Annotated in this window: 21 protein-coding genes and 1 tRNA gene; 7 read left to right on the top strand and 15 right to left on the bottom strand. The window is 61.3% G+C overall.

The window, feature by feature from the left end; translation table 11 throughout:
* Window positions 1-14 precede the first annotated feature (14 nt).
* Window positions 15-287 carry a hypothetical protein gene (locus HALTADL_RS09260; RefSeq protein WP_089670579.1) on the bottom strand — a complete coding sequence of 91 codons (273 nt, stop codon included), beginning with the start codon at window positions 285-287 and terminating at the stop codon, window positions 15-17.
* A 101-nt stretch (window positions 288-388) separates the two neighbouring features.
* Between HALTADL_RS09260 and HALTADL_RS09265 the strand changes: the two genes are divergently transcribed.
* Both HALTADL_RS09265 and cgi121 read left to right on the top strand, forming a co-directional pair.
* The gene (locus HALTADL_RS09265; RefSeq protein ID WP_089670578.1) at window positions 389-2,830 is read left to right on the top strand and encodes an ATP-dependent DNA helicase; all 2,442 of its coding nucleotides are present in this window, start codon (window positions 389-391) and stop codon (window positions 2,828-2,830) included.
* A 16-nt stretch (window positions 2,831-2,846) separates the two neighbouring features.
* On the top strand, window positions 2,847-3,335 hold the full coding sequence (gene cgi121, locus HALTADL_RS09270) for a KEOPS complex subunit Cgi121 (protein ID WP_089670577.1): 489 nt from the start codon (window positions 2,847-2,849) through the stop codon (window positions 3,333-3,335).
* 81 nt (window positions 3,336-3,416) lie between these two features.
* Here cgi121 and HALTADL_RS09275 read toward each other — a convergent pair.
* A tRNA-Gln gene (locus HALTADL_RS09275) sits at window positions 3,417-3,489 on the bottom strand.
* Window positions 3,490-3,627: 138 nt separating this feature from the next.
* On the opposite strand from HALTADL_RS09275, the gene HALTADL_RS09280 reads away from it, so the two are divergent.
* Window positions 3,628-4,221, top strand: a complete 594-nt coding sequence (locus HALTADL_RS09280) for an IMP cyclohydrolase (protein WP_089670576.1) — start codon at window positions 3,628-3,630, stop codon at window positions 4,219-4,221.
* 31 nt (window positions 4,222-4,252) lie between these two features.
* Here HALTADL_RS09280 and HALTADL_RS09285 read toward each other — a convergent pair whose 3' ends face one another.
* Entirely contained in the window at window positions 4,253-5,092 is an 840-nt protein-coding gene (locus HALTADL_RS09285; RefSeq protein ID WP_089670575.1) for a nucleoside phosphorylase-I family protein, read from the bottom strand.
* Between the two features lie 184 nt (window positions 5,093-5,276).
* Here HALTADL_RS09285 and HALTADL_RS09290 point away from each other — a divergent pair, with 184 nt between their 5' ends.
* Entirely contained in the window at window positions 5,277-5,735 is a 459-nt protein-coding gene (locus HALTADL_RS09290; protein WP_089670574.1) for a universal stress protein, read from the top strand.
* A 20-nt stretch (window positions 5,736-5,755) separates the two neighbouring features.
* Here the strand turns inward: HALTADL_RS09290 and HALTADL_RS09295 are convergent, their stop codons facing one another.
* The 8 genes from HALTADL_RS09295 to HALTADL_RS09330 all read right to left on the bottom strand — a co-directional run bounded on the left by HALTADL_RS09295 (window position 5,756) and on the right by HALTADL_RS09330 (window position 15,191).
* Entirely contained in the window at window positions 5,756-6,883 is a 1,128-nt protein-coding gene (locus tag HALTADL_RS09295) for a Gfo/Idh/MocA family protein (RefSeq protein ID WP_089670573.1), read from the bottom strand.
* A 3-nt stretch (window positions 6,884-6,886) separates the two neighbouring features.
* Window positions 6,887-7,855, bottom strand: coding sequence for a sugar phosphate isomerase/epimerase family protein (locus HALTADL_RS09300; RefSeq protein WP_089670572.1), 969 nt, complete (start codon window positions 7,853-7,855; stop codon window positions 6,887-6,889).
* A 135-nt stretch (window positions 7,856-7,990) separates the two neighbouring features.
* Window positions 7,991-9,121, bottom strand: a complete 1,131-nt coding sequence (locus tag HALTADL_RS09305) for a Gfo/Idh/MocA family protein (protein WP_265472956.1) — start codon at window positions 9,119-9,121, stop codon at window positions 7,991-7,993.
* Window positions 9,122-9,174: 53 nt separating this feature from the next.
* Window positions 9,175-10,353, bottom strand: coding sequence for an ABC transporter ATP-binding protein (locus HALTADL_RS09310; protein WP_089670570.1), 1,179 nt, complete (start codon window positions 10,351-10,353; stop codon window positions 9,175-9,177).
* Window positions 10,354-10,357: 4 nt separating this feature from the next.
* Window positions 10,358-11,371, bottom strand: coding sequence for a carbohydrate ABC transporter permease (locus tag HALTADL_RS09315; RefSeq protein WP_089670569.1), 1,014 nt, complete (start codon window positions 11,369-11,371; stop codon window positions 10,358-10,360).
* On the bottom strand, window positions 11,371-12,399 hold the full coding sequence (locus tag HALTADL_RS09320; protein ID WP_089670568.1) for a carbohydrate ABC transporter permease: 1,029 nt from the start codon (window positions 12,397-12,399) through the stop codon (window positions 11,371-11,373). Before HALTADL_RS09320 ends, HALTADL_RS09315 begins: the two co-directional genes overlap by 1 nt.
* Window positions 12,400-12,429: 30 nt before the next feature.
* A complete protein-coding gene (locus tag HALTADL_RS09325) occupies window positions 12,430-13,869 on the bottom strand; it encodes an extracellular solute-binding protein (protein WP_089670567.1) in 1,440 nt (479 codons plus the stop codon).
* A gap of 236 nt (window positions 13,870-14,105) precedes the next feature.
* A complete protein-coding gene (locus HALTADL_RS09330; protein WP_089670566.1) occupies window positions 14,106-15,191 on the bottom strand; it encodes a TrmB family transcriptional regulator in 1,086 nt (361 codons plus the stop codon).
* Window positions 15,192-15,610: 419 nt separating this feature from the next.
* Here HALTADL_RS09330 and HALTADL_RS09335 point away from each other — a divergent pair, with 419 nt between their 5' ends.
* The 3 genes from HALTADL_RS09335 to HALTADL_RS09345 all read left to right on the top strand — a co-directional run bounded on the left by HALTADL_RS09335 (window position 15,611) and on the right by HALTADL_RS09345 (window position 18,660).
* Window positions 15,611-16,564 carry a carbohydrate kinase family protein gene (locus HALTADL_RS09335; protein ID WP_089670565.1) on the top strand — a complete coding sequence of 318 codons (954 nt, stop codon included), beginning with the start codon at window positions 15,611-15,613 and terminating at the stop codon, window positions 16,562-16,564.
* Window positions 16,561-17,886: a glycoside hydrolase family 68 protein gene (locus tag HALTADL_RS09340; RefSeq protein WP_089670564.1), complete on the top strand. Its 1,326-nt coding sequence runs from the start codon at window positions 16,561-16,563 to the stop codon at window positions 17,884-17,886. The genes HALTADL_RS09335 and HALTADL_RS09340 overlap by 4 nt, the downstream gene beginning before the upstream one ends.
* 99 nt (window positions 17,887-17,985) lie before the next feature.
* Window positions 17,986-18,660 carry a metallophosphoesterase family protein gene (locus tag HALTADL_RS09345; RefSeq protein ID WP_089670563.1) on the top strand — a complete coding sequence of 225 codons (675 nt, stop codon included), beginning with the start codon at window positions 17,986-17,988 and terminating at the stop codon, window positions 18,658-18,660.
* Between the two features lie 10 nt (window positions 18,661-18,670).
* On the opposite strand, the gene HALTADL_RS09350 is transcribed toward HALTADL_RS09345, so the two are convergent.
* The 4 genes from HALTADL_RS09350 to HALTADL_RS09365 form a co-directional block, all read right to left on the bottom strand.
* Window positions 18,671-19,849: an aspartate kinase gene (locus HALTADL_RS09350; RefSeq protein WP_089670562.1), complete on the bottom strand. Its 1,179-nt coding sequence runs from the start codon at window positions 19,847-19,849 to the stop codon at window positions 18,671-18,673.
* Between the two features lie 210 nt (window positions 19,850-20,059).
* Window positions 20,060-20,695 (bottom strand): Zn-ribbon domain-containing protein, encoded by a 636-nt coding sequence (locus HALTADL_RS09355; RefSeq protein WP_089670561.1) that lies wholly within the window; start codon window positions 20,693-20,695, stop codon window positions 20,060-20,062.
* A gap of 6 nt (window positions 20,696-20,701) precedes the next feature.
* Complete coding sequence (locus HALTADL_RS09360) at window positions 20,702-21,091, bottom strand: DUF2073 domain-containing protein (protein ID WP_089670560.1); 390 nt, start codon at window positions 21,089-21,091, stop codon at window positions 20,702-20,704.
* Window positions 21,091-21,732, bottom strand: coding sequence for an Era-like GTP-binding protein (locus HALTADL_RS09365; protein ID WP_089670559.1), 642 nt, complete (start codon window positions 21,730-21,732; stop codon window positions 21,091-21,093). The genes HALTADL_RS09360 and HALTADL_RS09365 overlap by 1 nt, the downstream gene beginning before the upstream one ends.
* Window positions 21,733-22,084: the final 352 nt, after the last annotated feature.

Consider the following 22,084-nt stretch of genomic DNA (forward strand, 5'->3'; position numbering starts at 1 on the left):
GGGCCAAGCCACGATCAAAGAAACTGTAGCAGGACACCCGCAACATATCCCGTAACACCGACAGCGACTGCCCAAAAGGCCAGAGCACGCTGCCGAAAGAGCGCGAACTCGTCGTAGCAGCCCTGATAAATGGTTCGAACGGTAACACCACTGATCAGGAAACCACCAGCGAAAAGTACCGACAGCTGCGGCTCGAAGCCAGCCATCAACGCGAGCCTGATAGCCTCCCCAATCGTGACCAGCCCATATAGGCCGAACAGATAGACGACGAGCTTCGCTCGATCCATACCATAGTGTCAAATTAAGATGATATAATTGTGTCTACGATGGTTCGCAGGAGCCGGGCAGGTCCGGAAATTTAAACCCCAACAGCAGCCAACACAGGCTAATGAAGCCAGCCGAGATCCCCGAGTTGCCGCCGGGGGTCGACGACCAACTCGCAGGCGAGGGCATCGAGTCGCTGTACCCGCCGCAGGCCGAGGCCGTCGAGGCAGGCCTCACCAAGGGCGAGAGTCTCGTCGCCTCGGTGCCGACCGCCAGCGGCAAGACCCTTATCGCCGAGTTGGCCATGCTGTCGGCGATCCAGCGCGGTGGGAAGGCCCTCTACATCGTCCCGCTGCGGGCGCTGGCCAGCGAGAAGAAAACCGAGTTCGAGCGCTGGGAGGAGTACGGCATCTCCGTGGGCGTCTCCACTGGCAACTACGAGTCCAGCGAGGAGTGGCTGGCGAGTCGAGATATCATCGTCGCGACGAGCGAAAAGGTCGACTCCCTCGTGCGAAACAATGCGGGCTGGATCGACCAACTGTCGTGTGTCGTGGCCGACGAAGTCCACCTCGTCGACGACCGCAATCGGGGGCCGACCCTCGAAGTCACACTCGCAAAGCTCCGGCGTATTAATCCGGGGCTACAGGTGGTCGCCCTCTCTGCGACCGTCGGCAACGCCGGAGAGATCGCCGACTGGCTCGACGCGGAACTGGTCCACTCGGAGTGGCGACCCATCGACCTCCGCATGGGGGTCCATTTCGGCAACGCGATCAACTTCGACGACGGCAGTCAGCGCGAGGTCCCAGTCGACCGAAGCCAGCGACAGACCGAAGCCCTCGTTGGGGACACACTGGATGAGGGCGGGTCGACGCTCGTCTTCGTCAACTCCCGGCGGAACGCCGAATCGGCGGCCAAACGACAAGGAGGAGTCGTCGAGCGTCGACTGGACGACGACGAGAAAGCCGAACTTCAGGACCTCGCCGAGGAGATTCGAAGCGTCTCCGACACCGAAACGAGTGACGATTTAGCCGACTGCGTCGAGAATGGTTCGGCGTTCCACCACGCAGGGCTAGCGTCGGAGCATCGGAGCCTCGTGGAAGATGCGTTTCGGGACCGCTTGTTAAAGGTGATCTGTGCGACGCCGACGCTAGCGGCGGGGGTGAATACGCCGAGTCGACGGGTGATCATCCGGGACTGGCGGCGCTACGACGGCGAGTTCGGCGGGATGAAACCACTTGATGTCTTGGAGATTCATCAGATGTGTGGCCGGGCAGGTCGACCCGGACTCGATCCCTACGGCGAGGCGGTGCTATTATCGAAGGATGCCGACACGATGGACGAACTGTTCGAGCGATACGTCTGGGCCGACCCCGAGCCAGTACGATCAAAGCTGGCCGCCGAGCCAGCCCTCCGGACCCACCTCCTGGCGACGATCTCTTCGGGCTTTGCCAACAGCCGCGAGGGGCTACTTGAGTTCCTAGATGCGACCCTGTATGCGACCCAGACCGGTGACGATGGTCGACTGTCGACGGTGACCGACACCGTCTTGGACTATCTGGAAGCCAACGACTTCATCGAACGAGAGGACGAGACGATCCGGGCGACGAACATCGGCCACACGGTCTCGCGGCTGTATCTCGATCCGATGAGCGCCGCCGAGATTATCGATGGCCTCCGGTACGCCGAGGAGGATCGTGGCAAGGATGAGCAGTCGACGGGCGAGAGCCACCGAGAGCGACCCGCCGCCGAGCCCGAAAAAGTCGAGACCGACGGGTTCGTCTCGGCGAGTGATCTCGTTGGAGACGAAACGGAGGATGAGACAACGGAGACAGAAGCCGAATCCGACGTCGACGAGACACAACCCCCAGCGCGACCGACCCCGTTGGGGCTCTACCACCTCGTGAGTCGGACGCCGGATATGTACGAACTCTACCTGAAATCAGGGGACCGAGAGACGTACACCGAAATCTGCTACGAACACGAAGCGGAGTTCTTGGGTCGGATGCCCTCGGAGTACGAGGACGTGGCGTTCGAAGACTGGCTATCGGCGCTCAAAACGGCCAAACTGCTCGACGACTGGGCCAGCGAGGTCGACGAAGACCGGATTACCGAGCGCTACGGTGTCGGGCCGGGAGATATTCGCGGGAAGGTCGAGACCGCCGACTGGCTGCTGGGTGCGGCCGAGCAGCTGGCCGGGACGCTGGAGTTTTCGTCGACGATTGCGGTTCGCGAGGCCAAAAAGCGGATCGAGTACGGTGTCCGCGAGGAACTGCTTGATCTCGCGGGCGTTCGGAACGTCGGCCGAAAACGTGCCAGACGGCTCTTCGAGGCCGGAATCGAGAGCCGAGCCGATCTCCGGAACACGGAGAAAGGCGTTGTGTTGGGCGCGCTTCGGGGTCGACGGAAAACCACCGAAACGATTCTCGAAAACGTCGGCCGAGAGGACCCGTCGCTGGATGGCGTCGACGAGGTCGAAACCGAGACCGCGGCAGTGGCGCGAGAAGACAGGGAGAGTGACTCGGGCGACGAACACAGCGGCGACCAGTCGAGTTTGGGTGATTTCTGATGACAGGAGTGTATAAATGAAGCTCGTCGACGGACGCACCGAGATCCAGGACCTAGATAGCTTTTTAAATGAGATCGGACAGATTAGCGAGGAGACAGAGTCGACCATCCAGTTGTTCGATGCCGACTACGTGGCTGGGGAGCAACACCTGCGGCGGGCCGCCGAGTTAGCGGGTCGGGCAGTCGACCGCGGGACGACGATTGCCCGCGAGCCAGCGGTCGAACTCCTGTTGTATGCGGCAGGCCGCCGACAGATCAATCGGGCACTCGAAATGGGGGTCTCTGAGGGATCGATGGCGGTCGTTGGCGTTGTGGATGGCGGCGATGAGGCTGCCGGAGTAGTTGCAGTCGAGGAGTTGCTTGGGTCGACCGACCCCGTCGAGTGGGGCGATAGGGAGACCCTCACAACGTTCTTCGATATTGGCGACCCAGAGGTGGGAGTTGTCGACGGGGATATCGAGTCGATTGTCCTCGAACGAGTCGCGCTGCTGGCGGTCGAACAGTAGCAATCACACTCGATTTTTGAACCCCCGTGTTTCGACTGGAAAGCTGTTAGGTGTAGTGAATTCGACGGAAAAGACGGAGTATAGTTCCACCAGGATTCGAACCTGGGTCGTTGCCCCCAGAAGGCAACAGGATTGGCCACTACCCCATGGAACTTCGCGCACTCGAAGGAAGCGGGTGAGTTTACAAAACCGTGTCGGTTCGACAGTCGACTGTGTCGCCGACCCACGGCTCGATGGCACACGGCTCGACCGAATCACCATCTATTAGGTCGACAGCGAGCCACCACTCTGTATGTACATCGGACGCTTCATCGTCGTCGGCCCGGGACTCGGTGCCTACCGCGTCTCGTCGCGCTCGTTCCCGAACCGCCAGATTACCGACCGGGACGGCCTGCTAACCGTCGGTCCAACGTCCGACGCACCCGAAACCGACAACCCATACGTCGGCTACAACTGCGTGCGAACGGTCGACGGACCAGCGACTGACGGCGAGGTTGCGGTCGTCGGCAACGGCTCCCATGTCGACCCCATCGCCGAAAAGCTGGACCTCGGCTACCCGCCACGGGACGCGCTGGCGGCGAGCCTGCTCGCACTCGACTACGAGAAAGACGACTACAACACCCCCCGGATCGCCGGTGTTGTCGCCACCGACGAAGCGTATATCGGCACTGTGCGCCACGACGCGCTGCTCGTCAAACGAGTCACGGAGCCAACGCTCGTGGCGACCTACGAGGAGAACAGCCCGACAGCCCACGAACTGAAAGCGTCGGATGCCGCCGGTGCTGCGGCAGAAGTTTATAAGGCCGACTACGAACACGCGGTCTGTGCAGCCGGTGTAACGGTCGACGCCGACGGTGCGACCTACGCCATCGAGAACGGCGAGTAGCGACCAGTTTTAAAAAGGCGAGTAGCGCCAATCAGTCGACGAGATCGTCGACGACAGCTGTCCCCACGCGAACCGCGTTTTCGATGCCGAGATCGAACACGTCGGCCTCGATGCTCGTGGTTGGATCGCCGCCCGCTGGCTCCCGGTCGAAGTTGGCTGCTGCGCGGATGTTTATATACTGATCGAGCAGGCCGAACCGTTCGAGCGCCGTGGCGGTCCCGGCATCCTCCATCTCCGTGGTGACGAACCCGTCGACGCCGTAGGAGTCGCAGAGCGCGTCGACCTGTGCGGCGGTGGCCTCGCCGTGGTACACTTCGTCGCCGCAGACGGTCGTGCCGACGTCGACTTCGGGTGTTCGGCTGTCGTCGTACTGCTGGCGGATCTCGGCTGCGCGGTCGCTGTCGGCCAGCCGCACCTCGCGGGCGGCCGTTAGCGCGCGGTCGACGAGACCCTCGTCGAGCTGCCAGACGTACTCGCCGGTGAGCCACTGCATCCGCCCCGTCGTCTCGCCGATCCGGAGTTTGATGTCCCAGTCGACCACCCGGTCGGCGACGAATACCGAACCAAGGGTTCCGGCGGCGGGTCGACAACCGGCGATCCCGACGGTGAGGAGTGTTGCCTCGTCGAGCGCAACGTCGTCGCCCGCCGCAAGCGCGCTGACGGTTGTGGCCGCGGCGCTTTTGCCGATGCCGGTCGGCGCGAGAGTCAGCCCAGCGTCGGTCGCGTGGTAGATCGGGTGGTCGACGCCAGCGACGTCGAGCTCGCGGTCGAACACGTAGCGGTCGAGCCACGGCTCGACCTCGCTTGCCTCGCCGGTATACTCTGCCTCGGTGAACGCTGGAAACACCACGACAGCCGGATGGAGCGTCATAGCTGTCGTTCCGCAGTGAGAGAAAAGAGGCTGTCGACCCAGCGAAACAATCGTGAAATATTTACTCAAATATTAGTAAATTTTTTACGTAGACGCTCCAACACGACAGTATGGGCAGAGCAAAGAGCGACGCAGCGACAGTCGACAGGGCAGCGATCAACCGGGCACCCCTCTGGGAGAACCGATGAGTCTCGAAACGGTGCTTGTGACGGTTGAGGAGGCCAAGACAGCACAGCTCGACGAGCTCGTCGAGACGGCCATCGACATCGCGGGGCCAGCCGGGGCCACCGTCGTTCTGGCACGTGTCTTTTCGAGCGAAGCATACGAGGACGCCCGCGAGCGGCTCCAGTTCGACCCCAACAGCGAGGTCACACCCAGTGTGGTCGCCAAGCGAAACGTGACCATCCGAGAACTGGGCGACACGCTGGCCGACGCTGGGGTCGACTCCACGGTCGAGGCCCGCCTCAGCAACGGCGAGAGTGACGGCGACCGACTCGCCGAACTGGCCGACGAAATCGACGCCGACCTCGCTATCATCGGCGGGCGCGGACGGACCCCCGCGGGCAAGGCCGTCTTCGGGTCGACTGCACAGACGCTCATGCTGACTGGGCCCTGTCCGGTGACGTTCGTCCGGAACGAGTAGCTACCTCGGCTCGAAACGGGCTATATTTTCACCCACTCGCCTCGTTCGTCGGCGCGTTCGATCCCGTCGAGGACCGTCTGGACGTCGAGGGCGTCCTGGAACGACGGCGAGAAGTTCGACTGATCGGCGACCGCCGAGAGGAACTCGTCGTTTTCGTGGACGAAACTGTGTTCCCAGCCGATGGTGTGGCCCGGCGGCCACCAGTGGTCGACGTAGGGGTCGGTTTCGTCGGTGACGAGGACGGTTTCGTACCCCCGGTTGTCACCGGTTAGGACTTCGAGTTCGTTGAGCCGTTCTAAGGAGAACTTCAGGCTGCCCGCCGAGCCGTGGATCTCGATGGTGTGGTCGTTCTTGTGGCCGGTGGCGAACCGCGAAGCCTCGAAGCTGCCGACCGCGCCGGTTTCGAACTCGGCTTGAGCGGTGTAGGCGTCGTCGACGGTCACTGGTCGGTACTCCTCGATAGCTCCCGCGTCGTCGTACACTGGGCGTTCGTCGACAAACGTTTCGAGGTGCCCTGAGACGCGTTCGATTCCCCCTACCTGGTCGCCGACGAGGAAGCGCGCGAGGTCGACGGTGTGGGCTCCGAGATCGCCGAGCGCGCCGGAGCCGGCGAGATCGGCATCCATCCGCCAGGCCCACTCGGCCTCGGGGTCGACGAGCCAGTCTTGGAGGTACCGTCCCCGGACATGGCGGATCTCGCCGAGCTCGCCCGACTCGATCAGCCGCTTGGCGTACTGGATCGCGGGCAAAAACCGGTAGTTGAACGCACAGCCTGCCGGCACGTCGGCATCGGCCGCGGCGGCGGCCATCGCTTCGGCGGCCTCCAGCGTCGGTGCAAGTGGTTTCTCACAGAGCACCGCGGTGCCAGCTTCGAGGGCCGCAATCGAGGGCTCGGCGTGGAGGTGGTTCGGGCCGAGATTGTAGAACACGTCGACTTCCTCAATCACGTCTTCCCAGTCGGTCGCCGTGTGGGCGAAGCCGAACTGATCGGCGGCCTCGGCGAGGGCATCCTCGTTGCGACCAATGAGCGTGTGGCGTTCGATCTCGGGAGCCTCGGGGAAAAACATCGGCAGGCGAGCAAGCGCGTTCGAGTGGGCTCTGCCCATAAACCGGTAGCCGAGCATCCCGATTTTCAGTGGTTCGGACATGGATTACTCCGCCCAGTAGGCATCACCGGGTGTGGTTTCGAACATGGCCCGCGAGAGGACGTCGACGGCCTTTTCGAGGCCCTCTTTCGAGGTGGTTAGCGAGTCCTCGTGTTCGATAGAGAGTGCGCCCTCGTAGCCGACCATCCGGAGCGTCGAGACGACGTCCTTCCAGTGACCCTCGCCGTGCCCGTAGCCGATCGAGCGGAACAGCCACGAGCGATTGGCCTCGTCGGTGTAGTCGGTGGTATCGAGGACGCCCTTCTCGCGGGCCTGTGGCTCGTAGATCTTGGTGTCTTTGGCGTGGAAATGGTGGATCGCATCCTCGTCGCCAAGGAGCCGGATCGCGTCAGTGACACTGATTCCCTGCCAGTAGAGATGGGAGGGATCGAAGTTGGCACCGATACGCCCGTTTGTCAGCTCGCGGAGTTTGAGCATCCCGTGAGGTTCGTAGACCAACATATTGGGGTGCATCTCGATAGCGATGTCGACGCCCTGCTCGTCGGCGAACTCGGCGAGTTCGGTCCAGTAGTTTTCGGCAACGGTCCACTGGTAGTCGTGAGCATCAGCGTGTTCGACCGGCCACGGGGCTGTAACCCAATTTGGGACCTCGTCGTTCGGCCCGCCCGCCGGGAGGCCCGAAAAGCAGGTGACCGTATTCACGTCGAGCTGGGCGGCCAGCTCGATGGCTTCCCGAAGTTCGGTATCGGCCTCCGCAGCGCGCTCCTCGTCGGGATGCAGCGGGTTGTTGTGGGTCGCCAACGCGCTAATCGAGAGGTCGTGTTCGTCGAGCAGGTCGAGCAGTTCGGCCTGTGCCTCGGCGTTGTCGAGGGTGGCCGTCCGGTCGACGTGGTCGTCGCCGGGATAGCCGCCGACGCCGAGTTCGACGCAGTCGACGCCGATCTCGGCGAGATACTCGAAGGTCTCTTCACGGGACTGATTACCAAAGGGGACTGTTAGTACACCAAGCTCCATACACAAATCAACTACAACACCCCGAATAAATGTTTATGAAAGACTTATAGGATGTATGAAATATGTGTGTGCTGTGTATCCGTCAGCAAGGAGCCCGGTGGTCGAATAGCGTCAGTACCTCAGCAGTGGGTCTCCTTATTTAGGTGAGAGGGCTGGGACGGAGTCGGTGTTCAGCGAGACGGCCTCGCCCTGTTCGGACGACCGGTAGATGGCGTCGATGACACGCTGGACGGCGAGTCCCTCGTCGACCGTGTTGCGCTCGGGTGGGGTTCCCGCCGCGACGTGGTCGAGGAAGTAGCCTACTTCGGCTTTGTGGGTGTCGCTGTTTTGGGTCTGGATCTCGGCGTCAGTCAGATGGTCGCGTCCGGCCTTACTGCCCTCGTGAATCGTGAGTTCGTGGCTCGCGCGGTCGAACGTGGCTCCGGCTTCGGTACCCCGAAGTACGAACTCGTCGTTGGTCGGCCGGTTGACCGCCCAGGCGACATCCAGCGAGATCGTCTGGCCTGCCTCGGTCCGAATAAACGCGCTGACCGAGTCGTCGACGTCGAACCCCTCGGGGCCGATGTCTTCGCCCCACATCTCGACGTAGGCGTAATCCTCGCGGGTCCCGAACTGCGAGCGCGTCGTCCCCGAGACCTCGCTGATCGTTGGGAAATCGAGGAAGTGGAGCGCGAGATCGATGGCGTGGACGCCGATATCGATCAGCGAGCCGCCACCGGCGACCTCCTTCGAGGTGAACCACGAACCGCGGCCAGGGATGCCGCGTCGACGGACGTAGTTGGCCTCGATGTGCGAGAAGTCGCCGAACCGACCCTCGTTTTGGTACTCTTTGACTACCTCAACTGGGGCCGAAAATCGGTTGTTGAAGCCGACCATGCAGAATCCCTCGGCGGCGTGGGCCGCCTCGACGATTCGCTCGGCGCTTTCGAGGGTGTGGGCGAGCGGCTTTTCCAACAGCACGTCGCAGCCGGCTTCGAGCGCGGCGACTGCGTACTGCTCATGGAACCGGTTCGGCGTGGTGATGAGCACTGCGTCAGCGGTCTTCAGCAGCTCGGCGTCGTCTTCGTACGTCGATACATCATACTTTTCGCGGAAGTTCTTGCGGGCCTCGCCGTTGATGTCGACGCCGCCGACAAGCTCCGCTTCTTGATCTTCAAGTCGGTCCGCGTGGTGGTGTCCGATCCCACCGAGACCGACGATTCCTACCTGTACTGGTGTGTTTGTCGTCATTAGAATGTATTTACTACGGGTGTTGTTAAGATTCACGTTACCGTGATTGTCAGTGACGGTACCCAAAGTCACCTGTCGAGAGGCTCCGATCAGTCGTCGGTGCTGGGCTCGGCCTCCGATTCCGAGGCTACCGCTGGATCGGCAATTCCGTGGGAGATCGCCGTTCCCGACGCCGTATCGAAGAGGTGGACCTTACTTCGGTCCAAGACGACCTCCAGCTGTTCGTCCTCGCCGAGTGTGCTGTCGGGGTCCGTACTCATCAACAGCTGATCGTTGGCCTGTGCGGTATCCATCGAGGTTTCGGCAGCCTCGCTGAGGAGGAGGTAAATGAATATCTCGTCGCCCATCGGTTCGAGCACATCGGTCGTGACAGGCATCGCTACTGTCGGATCCGCGAGCGTGTGAGCCTTGCTCGATTCGTAGACATCCTCCGGTCGGATACCGAGTGTGATCGACGACCCTACCGTGACGCCGACAGTCGACGGGTCGAAGTCGACAGTGACGTATTCGGACTCGAAGCCGTTGTCCGTAATCGTCCCTTCGATGAAGTTCATCGACGGCGAGCCAATGAAGCCAGCAACGAACAGGTTTGCGGGTTCGTTGTAACAGACCAACGGTGGGTCGATCTGCTGGAGTTTGCCGGCGTTGATGACCGCAATCCGGTCGGACATCGTCATCGCCTCGGCCTGATCGTGGGTGACGTAGATGATCGTCGTATCCAGCTCCTTGTGGAGTCGCTGGAGTTCGGTTCGCATGTGGACACGTAGCTTGGCATCGAGGTTCGCCAGTGGCTCGTCCATCAGGAAGACGTCCGGGTTACGGACAATCGCCCGTGCGATGGCGACCCGCTGTCGCTGTCCGCCCGACATTTCCTCGGGCATCCGATCTTGCATGTTTTCGAGCTGGACGATGTCGGCAGCGCGGTCGACCCGGCGCTGAATCTCCTCGTCGTCGTATTTGCGGAGCCGGAGGCCGAAACTGATGTTGTCGAAGACGTCCATGTGAGGGAACAGCGCGATGTTCTGAAACACCATCGAGATCCCACGGTCCTTCGGCGGGAGGTTCGTGACGTCACGGCCGCTGATGCTGATCGTCCCCTCGGTTGGTTTCGTCAGTCCAGCGATGGTCTCCATCGTGGTCGACTTGCCACACCCCGAGGGACCGACAAAGGTGACGAACTCGCCGTCCTTGATGTCGAGGTTCATGTCGTCGACTGCCGTTACATCATCGTACCGCTTTGTCATGTGTTCGAGTTTAACGTTTCCCATTGGATTACTCCTTGAGTGCTCCCGCGGTGAGCCCGCTGACGATTTTTTCCTGTGCGACGACAACCAGTATGGCAACTGGTAGCACGCCGACGATACTCGCTGCGGCCATCACGTTGAACAGCACCTCGTATTGGCCCTGATACTGCAGAATCCCGTCGACGATGGGGGCCCAGTTGTCGGCGCTGCCGTCGGTCATGAGGAACGAGAAGAAGAACTCGTTGTAGACCGCGATGAACGTCAGCACGCCCGCCGTTGCGACGCCGGGGGCCGACAGTGGCATAATCACACGGAACAGCGCGCCGAGCCGTGTGGTGCCTTCGATCCGGGCGGCGTCTTCGAGCCCATCGGGGATCTGACTGTAGAACGTCGTGAGGATGAAGATCGACAGCGGCATGAAGATTGCACTGAACGGGACGACCATCGCGTACGGCGTGTTGTAGAGGCTGCCGTCGGCCAAGATTGGCCGCAAGATGTCTATGTTCGTGTTGAACAGATCGTTCAGCGGGATGAAGAACGCCGCTGGCGGGAAGAACGACACGATCAACACGAGCAGCATGAGCGGTCCCTTACCGGGGAACCGCAGTCGACCGAAGACGTAGCCCGCGAGGCTGGCGACGATGATGACGACAATCGTCGTCACCGTCGCGATCACGAAGCTGTTGAACATGTAGCGGTGGAACGGAATGATCGTAAACACCTCAAGGAAGACGCCGGGATTGGTCCCCATCGTGAGATCACCCTGCGCAAGCAGCGAGGGGTCGAAGCCAGAGGGGACAAGCCCGACGTCCTGGAGATTACGACGTGGCGTCAGTGCCACCATGAACAGCCAGTAGAACGGGAACAGCGTTGTGACGAGGAAGAAGATCGTCGCTGTGTAGAACAACGCTTTGTACGTCCGCTTTGGGTTTTTGATCGTTTTCGCGGCCCAAGCTTCGAACAGCCCGCGGTCGATCTCCGGTTCCTCGCTGTCGTCGTCGTTGGTGTAGACCTTTTGTCCGTCTGTTTGTTCGAGAGACATTACATGAACCCTCCTTCTGAGTCACGGAATTTCGCGAGGTAGACGGCGATGAAGACGCCGATTAGCGCTGCGGTGAGGAAGGCAACTGCAGCGGCCGTCCCGTAGATCCGGGTGCCGCCGAACAGGCCATCGATCACCAGACAGGTCATCGATGGGACGGTCGAACAGCTCGCCGTCGACTCGATGATGCCGTAGACGCGCATGGCGTCCATCGTCCGGAACAGCATGGCGACGATCAGTGCTGGCATCACGATTGGCAGGGTAATCAGCTTGAATCGCTGCCACGGGGTCGCCCCCGAGACTTTGGCCACGTCGTAGAGGCTGCGGTCGACGCTCTGGAGCCCTGCGAGGATCAACAGCGCCATGAACGCCGAGGTTTTCCAGATGTCGGCGACGAGCACGATGATGAACGAATCACGGCTCGATGCCAGTGGGTTGTCGCCGAACAGGCCGATCGACTGCATGATCTCGCTGCCGAAGCCGACGGTCGGCTGGAACATGAGGAAGAACAGCATCCCCTGAATGACGATTGGAATCGCCCACGGGAGGATGATGGCGACACGGACCCAGCGGCGGCCCTCGAACTCTTGGTTGAGGACCATCGCCTGACCGAAGCCGATGATTGTTTCGAACAGGACGCTCAGTATTGCAAACGCGAGCGTGACGAACAGTGCTTGCCTGAAAAACGGGGTCCCGAGTTCGAGAAACGGGAAGTCGGATGTGAGTGCAACGTCGATTACCTGTCGGCTGAGTCGCGTATCCCCAGTGAAGACGTCGATGTAGTTTTCCAGCCCGACGAACCCGCCGAGTGGCTCTGCACCACGGGTTTCGTCGGCCAGCAACGACATCCGTAACGTCGACAAGAGGGGATAGAACGCGACCAATGCCAACAGGAGGAAGCCGGGAATCAACAGCAGGTAGGCGTAGGCGGCCTCACTGAGGTTTTCCATCCAGGTAAGGAAACCACTGAAAACGCCACCGCTGTCGGCCCCGGTCTCGGCCGGTGAGTTGGTGTGGTCGGTTGCCATGCTAATAAGGAATTGTGAGTTGGTGGGTGGTTATCTGGTGTCGCTCTCTTCGAGTTCGGTTGCGAGGGTGCTCATTGCCTCCTCGGGCGTCTTCGTCTGGGTGTAGGCGTCGTGGACCTCCTGGTAGACCAGTGCCGACTGGTTCGGCCACAGGTCGGTCACGGGGCGTGGCACGGCCGTATCGGCCACGTACTGCAGCGTGTCGACGTAGCGGCCGATTGGGCCGACATCGTCTTCGGTAACGCCGTCGAGAACGCCCGGAATCGGCGGGAGGTTGCCGGCGGTCTCGAAGACCGTCAGCATGACCTCGTCGGAGGTCCACGCTTCGAGGACCTGTACTGCGTCTTCGGTCTTCTGTGAGTTGGGGTTCATCGTCAGATGCCAGCCACCGAGGGCTGCGCGGCTGCCACCGAGGCCGTCGTACTTCGATTCGCTTTCGGGGACACCGTACGGAAGCGGCATCACGTCGAAGTCGGTTCCGAAGGCTTCGACGTTGTTGGTGATCGCGTATGGCCAGTTGCGGTGGAACGCCGCGTTGCCGGAGGTAAACGGTCCGCGAGCGTCCTCTTCGGTCCACTGGACGATCGAGCTCGGAGCGATCTGTTCGTACCCCTCTGCGGCCTCCGGATCATCGCTGCCGTACATGAACGCACGCATCATGCGAATCGTCTCGATGACTGGTTCTTCCTCGACAGTTACGGGTCGCTCGCCAACCGGGCCGAAGAGGTTGTCGACGCCACCGAAGTACGCACCGCCGAAACTCGACATCGTCTCGTTGAACGTACAACAGGCCAGTCCCTCGTAGGCGGCTGCCTGCGTCGTAAAGCCGTACTCAACGCCGCTTTGATCCCGAACATCAGCGGCAACCTGCGAGAACTCCTGCCAAGACATTGGCGTGGTCGCCCAGTTGTTACCATCCGGGTTGTAGCCCGCGGCTTCGGCGAGGTCTTTCCGGTAGTGCATAACCGGGTAATCCGGGAAGATCGGCACGCCGTAGAGGTCTCCGGACATAGGGCTTTCGGCGGTCGCAACCGATGCCGAAAGGTAGTCGTTGCGGATGCGGTCGAGCACGTCGCTCGACAGCTGCTCTTCGAGATTTACGAGCTGCTCGCGCACGATGAACGGAATCGTCCACCCGCTGTCCATCATGAACAGGTCCGGCGACGACCGGCCAGCGTTGAGCGCCGAGCTGTAGGTCTGTCGACGGCTGTCGGTCTGGAAGTCTTCCTGAACGATCTCGACTTCGATGTCGGTGTCGAGACCAGAGTTTCGAAGTGCGCTGATGATCTCGTCGGACGCGTCGGCCATCACCGAGTCAGCCGAGACGACGACGGCGTCGCTGCCGCCGTTGCCGCCGGTGCAGCCAGCCAAACTAGTCGAGATTCCTGCCGCACTTGCTGCCTGTACGAATCGTCGACGGGAGACACCAGCGTTTGCCAGACCGTTTTCGTTTGAGTATTCCTTACCCATAGGAAAGAATATGATGGTTATTATTATATATAACTATGGGATCGGGTACAACAGGTGTAGTTAACAAATAGTGACCACATAGTTCACGATAAAAACCGCCGACAGCGAAGGGGCACGACGCTGTCGACAGCCGTCAAATCGGGCCGAACAACCCGTGATAAGTATTACTCAGCAGTAATGAACATTCGATTCAGGCAGCTCAGAACGAAGGCCACGGGGCGTGACCTCGAGGCGGTTCACGGTTGCTTTTCGGCCCGTTCAACCGTGATCTGTATTGCTTCGATCTCTTCGATCATCGCGCCCCAGCCGCCGACCGTGTACGTGCCATCATCCGTTTCGAGGGTGAATGAGGCTTCCCCTGCGAGGTGGGACAACGATGTTAGATACGTTTCGTCTTGGGTTTGCCCAGCGTAGGTGACATCAGTAACGGTTCCACGAAGCGAAATTTCGTGGCCGGTCACAGTCTCGATACCGTTGACAGAGACATCGATCTGCATGCCGTCTTCAAACAACGGGACGATTGTTCGCAGACAGTGGCGAATATCGACATACGAGATGGGAAGCTCCTCGTTGCGTGCCGAATAGATACTCTCGTAGCCCTCCCAGAGGTTCGTCAAAAAGTACCAGTAAAACACGTACGTATGTGTCATATCGTTGACTATCACGCCGTACTCGTTGGTCGACCGTCCGTGTGGCGAAAAGCAGGTCCACGACCGGTCGATCAATGCAATAAACGGCGACGGTGCCGACCGGGTTCGGACTTCGGTCGCGGTCCGCGAGAAGGAGTCGGTCGATGGAAGCTCCATCTCTCGGTCGAGCGAGGGGACGAGACACACCTTCACGTCGGCACCACGGTCGAGCGCACACTCGAGGGCATCCTCCAGTTCGTAATACTGGTCGATTGTGAGACCCACGTTGACCTGTGTCTCGGCGTTGCGAATCAACTGCTCGGCCTGTGCCAACACCGTATCGAGTCGCTTGACAATGCTTACTCGGTGTTCGTCGATATCCGGCCGGTCCCACCGGTCTTCGATCTCTTCGGCCGCCGTCTCGAAGCGGTTGGCTCGTTGCCGGAGATCAGCAAGCACGTCGGCTGGGTCGTGGGCCCGAGCGTGTAAGCTGTCCTGTTGATAGGTCTCGATATACTCCGCCTCTTCGAGCCCACGGAGTACATCGTAAATTCTCGCATCAGGGACGGAACTGGCCTTGGCGATTTGAGTCGCTGATGCCGATCCGAGACCGAGCAACGTCACGAAGGCGTCGGCCTGATACGGTGACAACCCGGCATCCTCCAGCGTCTCGATAAGCTCCTCACCGTTCATACCGCACCGTTAGGGCTCGCATCCGTCGAATAATCAATCATCTATGTGATCGTAATACAGCCATTACAAAAATGTTGCCTTCAGCGTACTGTCCGCGTTTTAATTCCAGATGGTCGACAGTACGTGATTTCGGATGGTCGACAGTACGTGATTCCGGATGGTCGACAGTCTAGGTCCGGATTCGACCGTGACTCTGACTAGTCACCGTACCGCGGATACCGGGCAGATCTCGGCCCCGATCTCTCGATTCTAAGGTACAACAGGTGTTGTACTATCTTCAAAATTTATTATCTACCACCATATATCCATGAGTGTAACGGAACCCAAAATGACAGAGACCAACCCACTACACGACCGGAAACCAAAACCAGGCGAGCGTCTTCGACCGCGTGAACAGCATCCCACGGACAGATGGAACGATGTCTGAGCCGTCGGTCTTAGTCGCTGGCGAAGCGCTCATCGATTTTATTCCCGATACTCCAGGATCGCTGGCCGGGGTTGAAACGTTCCACCGGCGGGCTGGTGGTGCCCCCGCCAATGTCGCCGTCGGGCTCGCCCGGCTCAACGAAACGCCGTGGCTGTGTACGACGCTGTCGACCGATCCCTTTGGCGAGTTTCTGGCCGACCGGCTCGACGCCGAAGGGCTGCCCGAGCGGTTCGTCACGCGCGTCAAAAACGCGACGGCACTGGCATTCGTCAGCCACGGCGAGACGGGCGACCGGGAGTTTAGCTTCCATCGCGAGCGGACTGCCGACACCGTCCTGCAGACCGACGTGGTCGACACCGCGACGCTGGCGGCGGTCGACTGGCTGGTTGTCGGTGGCGTGACGCTGTCGGCCGAGCCGTCCCGTTCGGCGACCTTCGAGCTTGTCGAGCGAGCCCAAGAGGCGGGCTGTCGGATCGTCTTCGATCCCAACACCCGGCCGGAGCTGTGGGCCGAATCCGACGACATGACGCTGACGCTCGAACGAATGCTGCGGCGGACCGACGTGCTCAAAGCGACCCGCGAGGACTTCGAGCCGACCGCAATCGACGCCAGCAGCGACGGCTTCGCCGACCGACTGCTTGAAAAGGGTCCCGAGATCGTCCTGCTCACAGAAGGGACGGCGGGCGCACGGGCAGTCGCCGACGGCGACTCGGCGTGGGGGCAAGGCGAGTGGCATCATTCGGGCTACGAGATCGACGCCGTCGACACCACCGGCGCTGGCGATGCGTTTCTTGCGGGTGCGGTCGCGGCCCTCACAGAGGAGGCCGACCCGACCGAGACGCTCGCGTTCGCCAACGCCGTCGCCGCCCTTGCGACGACCGAGGGCGGGGCGATGGCCGCGCTGCCGGATCGGTCGGCCGTCGACCAGTTGATGGAGGATCGATGAGAGAAACGAGCGCCGACCGGGAGTGGACTCGGTGGAGCCGCGAAGCGGCCGACCGGATCGAGCGAACCGACGGGACGGTCGCACCTCCGGCCGGACTACCGGAGAGCGATCCGGCACCCGATCTCCACGTCTGGGATACATGGCCGCTCCGCACTCGGAGCGGCGAGATCGCCACCGTCGACGGCTGGCAGGTGCTGATCTCGCTGACGGCCCCGGCCGACGTGACGCCCGGCGAGCGCCACGACATCGCCGAACACCGGTATTTCGTCTCCCGCGACGGTCGGGAGTGGACCGACCGCGGCCCCGTCTTCGGCGACGACGCCCTCGGCACCCGGCAGTGGGCCGGGTCGGCGCTGTACGACGACGGCGAGCTGTATTTCTTTTATACGGCCGCGGGCGACGCCGACAGCGAGGACCTGACCTACACCCAGCGGCTCGCCGTGGGTTACGGCGGAACCCTTGAGACGGTCGACGGCGAGCTCACCATCGAAGGGCCATGGAGCCACGAGGTCCTCCTTGAGGCGGACGACGAGTGGTACGAGACACAGGCCCAGTCCGGCGAGATGACCTACACGTTCCGCGATCCGTGGTTCTTCGAGGACCCCGAGACCGGCCGGACACACCTCCTTTTCGAGTCGAACACGCCACCGGCGGCCGACGACTGCGGTGGTGACGCCGACCAGCAGGCGTTTAACGGGTGTGTCGGCCTCGCGGTCTCGCCGTCGGGCGATCCCCTCGACTGGGAGTTCCGCCCGCCGATCTTCGACAGCGTCTGTGTGAACCAGGAGATCGAACGCCCCCACGTCGTGGTCCATGAGGGTCGCTACTACCTATTCGTCTCCAGCCACGTCGACACCTTCGCGCCGGGGCTCTCGGGGTACGACGCCCTCTACGGGTTCGTTGCCGACTCGCTGGGCGGCGAGTATCGGCCGCTAAACGAGTCAGGACTGGTCGTGACGAACCCGGCGAGCGCACCGTTTCAGGCCTACTCGTGGCTGGCGGTCGACCACGGCGAGGAACTGCTCGTGAGTGGGTTTTGCAACTATCCCGAGTTCGACGGGGTCGCGATCGGCGAGCTCGCGGCGCTGTCGGGCGAGGAGCAACGTCAGCGTTTTGCGGGCACGTTGACCCCGACGCTCCGAGTGGCCGTCGACGGCGAGCAGACGCGGATTCAGGGAACGCTCGGCCATTGGGCGTTCCCGAGCGAGGGCGAGACGTTGCCGCCGGTCGACGACGGGTGGAGTCTTCCGGCAAAAGAACTCAACCCCGAGCCGGGGCTGACCCAGACGGCATCGCGGCGGGACGAGGGCCCCTTCTGGTAGGCGGGCGGCGACCACCAGACGACGGGCGACCACCACAACTCCTTTTGAAAACAGATATCGACCCCAAACGGATTTTTGTCCCTCGACCGAAGCGATGGTATGCGCTTCGGTATCATTTCGGACATTCACGGTAATCTGCCCGCCTTCGAGGCGGTGTGTGAGGCGATGGGTCCGGTCGACCGCCTGCTCTGTGCGGGCGATGTCGTGGGCTACAACCCGTGGCCCGCCGCCTGTATCGACCGGGTCCGGGAGTTGGGTGCGGTGACGGTGCGGGGCAACCACGACCGAGCAGTCGCCTTCGACGGCGGGCGGCGGTTCAACTCGATGGCGAAAGCCGGGGTCCGGCACGCCCGCGAAGAGTTGGGTGATGTCGACATGGAGTGGCTCCGATCGCTGCCGACCGAACAGTTCGTCGCCGACGGGCGGATTCACATGGTCCACGGCCACCCCGAGGATCCGGATCGATACACCTACTCGTCCGAGTTTTCGGCCTCGATGATCGGTGAAGGAGTGGAGATCGTTATGTTGGGTCACACGCATGTCCAAGAGTATCGGACGTTCGAGGGGGGTATCGTCTTGAATCCGGGAAGCGTCGGCCAGCCTCGGAACGGCGATCCAAAGGCGGCGTTTGCGGTGGTAGAACTCGATGAGAATGGAGACAGTCCGACAGTGATGGAACATCGCGTCGACTACGACATTGATCGAGTCATCGAGGCCGTCGAGGAAGCCGGACTCCCCAAACAGATCGGCACGCGGCTGCAGGCAGGAAAATAAAAGCAGACAGTTAGACGTGGTCTTGGACGATTTCGAGCGTGTCTTCGCGGTCGTCCCAGTCGACAAAGACGGCGACCGAGGTCGCGCTGGTGATGACGTCCTGAATGTTGATACCGGCGTCCGCAATCGGGGTGAGGACTTCCTGGATGACACCTGGCTGATTCGGGAGTTCGCCGCCAGTGACGCGGATGACTGCGATGCCGTCTTCGACAGTGACACTCGACAGCGTCGTGCCGCTGACGACCTCCTCGTGGAGGAGTGCCTCGGCCTTCTGGGCGAGGTCTTCGTTGGTGTAGAACGTGATCGAGTCCATCCCGCTTGCGACCGCATCGATATTGATGTCCGCGGCGCGGAGTGCTTGGGAGAGATCAGCCAAGATACCGGGGCTGTTGCGGATCGCCCGACCAGCGACCGTCAGACAGGCCAACTGCTGTTCCTGCATATCGATGAGGTTCTCGAACTGGCCTTCGATCTGGGTACCGCCGCTCAGCAGGTCACCGTGCTGGTAGTGGACGACTCGAACCCCGAGATGTTCGCCTTTGTAGGACAACGCACTTGGCGCGACAACCTCCGCACCCCTAAAGGAGAGATTTCGGAGTTCGTCGACCGAGATCCGACCCACGTTGCGGGCCCCTTCGACGACCCGTGGATCGCCGGTCATGACACCCTCGACGTCAGTGACGATGACGACTTCGTCGGCGTTCATGTAGTTACCGAGCATGACGGCGGTCGTATCCGAGCCACCGCGGCCGAGGGTCGTGATGTCACCCTCGATATTCTGTGCGAGAAAGCCCGTGATGACCGGAACGACGCCGTCGAGTTCGCCAGCGAGGTGTGCGGCGCGGCGTTTGGTTTCCTCGACGTCGACCTCGCCCAGATCGTTGGTGATGATCGGCCACTCGTCGCTGCCGGGTTCGAGGAACAGGGCGTCGACGCCGCGGGCGGTGAGTGCGGCTTTGAGCATGCGGACGCTGGTTCGCTCGCCCATCGAGACGATTTCGGCGCGGTCGGCGTCCGAGGCTTCGAAGTTGATCTCGTCGAGCAGTTCGTCGGTCGTCGAGCCCATCGCGCTGGCCACGACCGCGATCTGATGGCCCGCCTCAACGGCGGCGGCGATTGAGTCCGCAGCGCGGTTGATCCGGTCGCCGCTCCCCAAACTCGTTCCGCCGAACTTGGCGACGACTCTCATTAGACCGCCCTCCGGAATCGCGGTACGTCACTGAGACAGCCACATGTGAATCGCATGTCGTCGGTAAACATGGACGGTCCTAACATGGGGACCTGCATAACGTTGTTCACTTCTGGAAGGGTTGCAGAATCGAGATATTGAACCGGGAGTAAATAAGCAACGAAACAGTCGACCAAGGGGCAGCGGCCTCATCGTCGGTTTCGGTACTGATCAGGAGTCGCCCCAGCCGTCGGGGACTTCGATCACGTAGCGGCCGTCTTCGCGGAGCGAGATGATGTACTCGTCGCGGTCGTAGAGCTCCATCAGGTTCAGTTCGTACTGGCCGGGACTGACGATCCGAATGGACTCGAATTGGTCGTTGAGTTCCTTTCGGAGCTGATCAAGACTCGATCCGTCCTCGGCGGCCTCGGGACTGCTCTCGGCGGCTGGCTCCGTCCCGGCTGGCTGGGAGTCTGGAGTCGACTCCTCGTCGTCGGACTGTGGCCCCATCGAACCAGCAGCAGTTACCTCTTGGTCGGTAACGACATCCGACCGCGCCGTCGACTGAGCGGGGGCTTCGGTCGAAGAATCGAGGGGCTGATCGGCTGTCGCGTCGGTATCACTCTCGACCCCCTCGGTTTCGGGTGGAGATTGGGTCGACGAGGGTGAGTTGGTGGTTGGTGGGGTACTCGACGATGAGTCAGTGGTCGGTGGGGGACTCGTTGATTGGTCGGTGGCTGATTGGCTCTCGGTTTGGCCGGCGGGTTTGAACTGGAACTTGTTGCCGCCACAGTCAGGGCAGCCGGAAAGCATCTCTTTGGAGCCGTCGGGGAACGTATGCCCGCAGTTGGTACACTGGTGTGGCATAGAGAACTATTTCCGGGAGACCAGCGCGCTGATGAGCTGTTCGTCCTTGTGGAGCGTTTCGATCTGGTTGGCTGGCCCAATGACCGTGAGCTTCTTGGTCGACTCCCGGCCCATGAGTTTGTCCAAAAAGCTCTGGTCGGCGGCCTCGGCTCGTGGATAGCTCTCGATCTCGATGCCCGAGAAATCGTCGGGGCTGATCTCGGTCATCGTCACCTCGATGAGTTTTGATTCTTCATCGGGTGACAGTCCCTCTTCGAGGATAACGATGTTTCCCTCGCGGACCCCATCGAGAATCAGGCGGATCTTCTCCATGCTGCGGAGCCCGGCCATTCGGGAGCCGCTGATCAGGTCGATCTGGACACCACTGTCCGAATCGCTGGGTGTTGTTTCGGGCATTATGCGAAGTACTCCGCGATTTTGTCGTACACTTCGTCCATGTTGTTCCCCTCCAGTGCCGACAGCGGCACCGTCTCGTGGTCGGGGAACGCGTCGGCAACGCGCTGGACGTCCGAGTCTTCGAGATCGGTCTTGTTAGCGAAAATGAGGACGGGGAGTTCCCGGCTCTCGATGATCCCGATCAGCATGGTGTTGACCTGCGTGAAGGGATCGGTCGTCGAATCGAGGACGTAGATGACGCCGTCGACGTCCTCCCGGAGCCAGTGCATGGCCTCGGCGACACCCTCGGTGGCCTCTCGGGAGCGACGAATGGCGTCGTCTTTCTCCATGTCGTGGTCGAGGAACTCCTTGTAGTCGACTTTCGTGGTGACACCCGGTGTGTCGACGATGTCGATAGTGACCGATTTCCCGTTGCGCTCGATGTCGACGCCCTCCTTGCGTCGCGCCCGGCGCGTTTCGTGTGGAACGTGGCTTTCAGGCCCGATAGCGTCGCCAGTCCAGTCGCGTGCAATACGGTTCGCAAGAGTCGTCTTTCCGGCGTTTGGCGGTCCGTAGATGCCGATTCGCTTCGGCTCCTCGGTGGCAAACAGCCGGTCGGTGACCCGTGAAACGCTGTCTTTGAGACTTGTAATCAGACCCATCATGTGAGCTCCCGCACCCCCCGCGTCGCGCGTACAGAGGAGCGTATGCACCATCTTGACCACCGGGCACACTTAAGCACTGCGTCAGACACAGGGGAGGGTACCACGTTGTTACGGTGGCTACCGACTGTTTTTCGGCGGTTCAACGACTTTTATCGACTGGAATTGACTGTTGGCAAACGTCGACTGTCACGAAACACTGGCTACTGTACTGGACGGCAGCTAAATCGAACTAGCAGGTAAGTCATGGGTGGCAGTAGCAGGCAGGTCATGAATGGCAGGACCCGAATAGTCGGCGGTGAGAGGTGGACGGTTGGTCGACGGAACTGTTGGAGTCGAAGGAACTGAGTAG

This window comes from Halohasta litchfieldiae (assembly GCF_002788215.1).
GTDB lineage: Archaea > Halobacteriota > Halobacteria > Halobacteriales > Haloferacaceae > Halohasta > Halohasta litchfieldiae.

Coding starts and splice junctions, on each gene's coding strand:
- HALTADL_RS09320 (WP_089670568.1), bottom strand. CDS start 12,399: ATGGCAACCGACCACACCAACTCACCGGCCGAGACCGGGGCCGACAGC.
- HALTADL_RS09335 (WP_089670565.1), top strand. CDS start 15,611: ATGTCTGAGCCGTCGGTCTTAGTCGCTGGCGAAGCGCTCATCGATTTT.
- HALTADL_RS09325 (WP_089670567.1), bottom strand. CDS start 13,869: ATGGGTAAGGAATACTCAAACGAAAACGGTCTGGCAAACGCTGGTGTC.
- HALTADL_RS09290 (WP_089670574.1), top strand. CDS start 5,277: ATGAGTCTCGAAACGGTGCTTGTGACGGTTGAGGAGGCCAAGACAGCA.
- HALTADL_RS09340 (WP_089670564.1), top strand. CDS start 16,561: ATGAGAGAAACGAGCGCCGACCGGGAGTGGACTCGGTGGAGCCGCGAA.
- HALTADL_RS09265 (WP_089670578.1), top strand. CDS start 389: ATGAAGCCAGCCGAGATCCCCGAGTTGCCGCCGGGGGTCGACGACCAA.
- cgi121 (WP_089670577.1), top strand. CDS start 2,847: ATGAAGCTCGTCGACGGACGCACCGAGATCCAGGACCTAGATAGCTTT.
- HALTADL_RS09365 (WP_089670559.1), bottom strand. CDS start 21,732: ATGGGTCTGATTACAAGTCTCAAAGACAGCGTTTCACGGGTCACCGAC.
- HALTADL_RS09310 (WP_089670570.1), bottom strand. CDS start 10,353: ATGGGAAACGTTAAACTCGAACACATGACAAAGCGGTACGATGATGTA.
- HALTADL_RS09315 (WP_089670569.1), bottom strand. CDS start 11,371: ATGTCTCTCGAACAAACAGACGGACAAAAGGTCTACACCAACGACGAC.
- HALTADL_RS09360 (WP_089670560.1), bottom strand. CDS start 21,091: ATGCCCGAAACAACACCCAGCGATTCGGACAGTGGTGTCCAGATCGAC.
- HALTADL_RS09345 (WP_089670563.1), top strand. CDS start 17,986: ATGCGCTTCGGTATCATTTCGGACATTCACGGTAATCTGCCCGCCTTC.
- HALTADL_RS09300 (WP_089670572.1), bottom strand. CDS start 7,855: ATGGAGCTTGGTGTACTAACAGTCCCCTTTGGTAATCAGTCCCGTGAA.
- HALTADL_RS09350 (WP_089670562.1), bottom strand. CDS start 19,849: ATGAGAGTCGTCGCCAAGTTCGGCGGAACGAGTTTGGGGAGCGGCGAC.
- HALTADL_RS09285 (WP_089670575.1), bottom strand. CDS start 5,092: ATGACGCTCCATCCGGCTGTCGTGGTGTTTCCAGCGTTCACCGAGGCA.
- HALTADL_RS09330 (WP_089670566.1), bottom strand. CDS start 15,191: ATGAACGGTGAGGAGCTTATCGAGACGCTGGAGGATGCCGGGTTGTCA.
- HALTADL_RS09260 (WP_089670579.1), bottom strand. CDS start 287: ATGGATCGAGCGAAGCTCGTCGTCTATCTGTTCGGCCTATATGGGCTG.
- HALTADL_RS09355 (WP_089670561.1), bottom strand. CDS start 20,695: ATGCCACACCAGTGTACCAACTGCGGGCATACGTTCCCCGACGGCTCC.
- HALTADL_RS09295 (WP_089670573.1), bottom strand. CDS start 6,883: ATGTCCGAACCACTGAAAATCGGGATGCTCGGCTACCGGTTTATGGGC.
- HALTADL_RS09280 (WP_089670576.1), top strand. CDS start 3,628: ATGTACATCGGACGCTTCATCGTCGTCGGCCCGGGACTCGGTGCCTAC.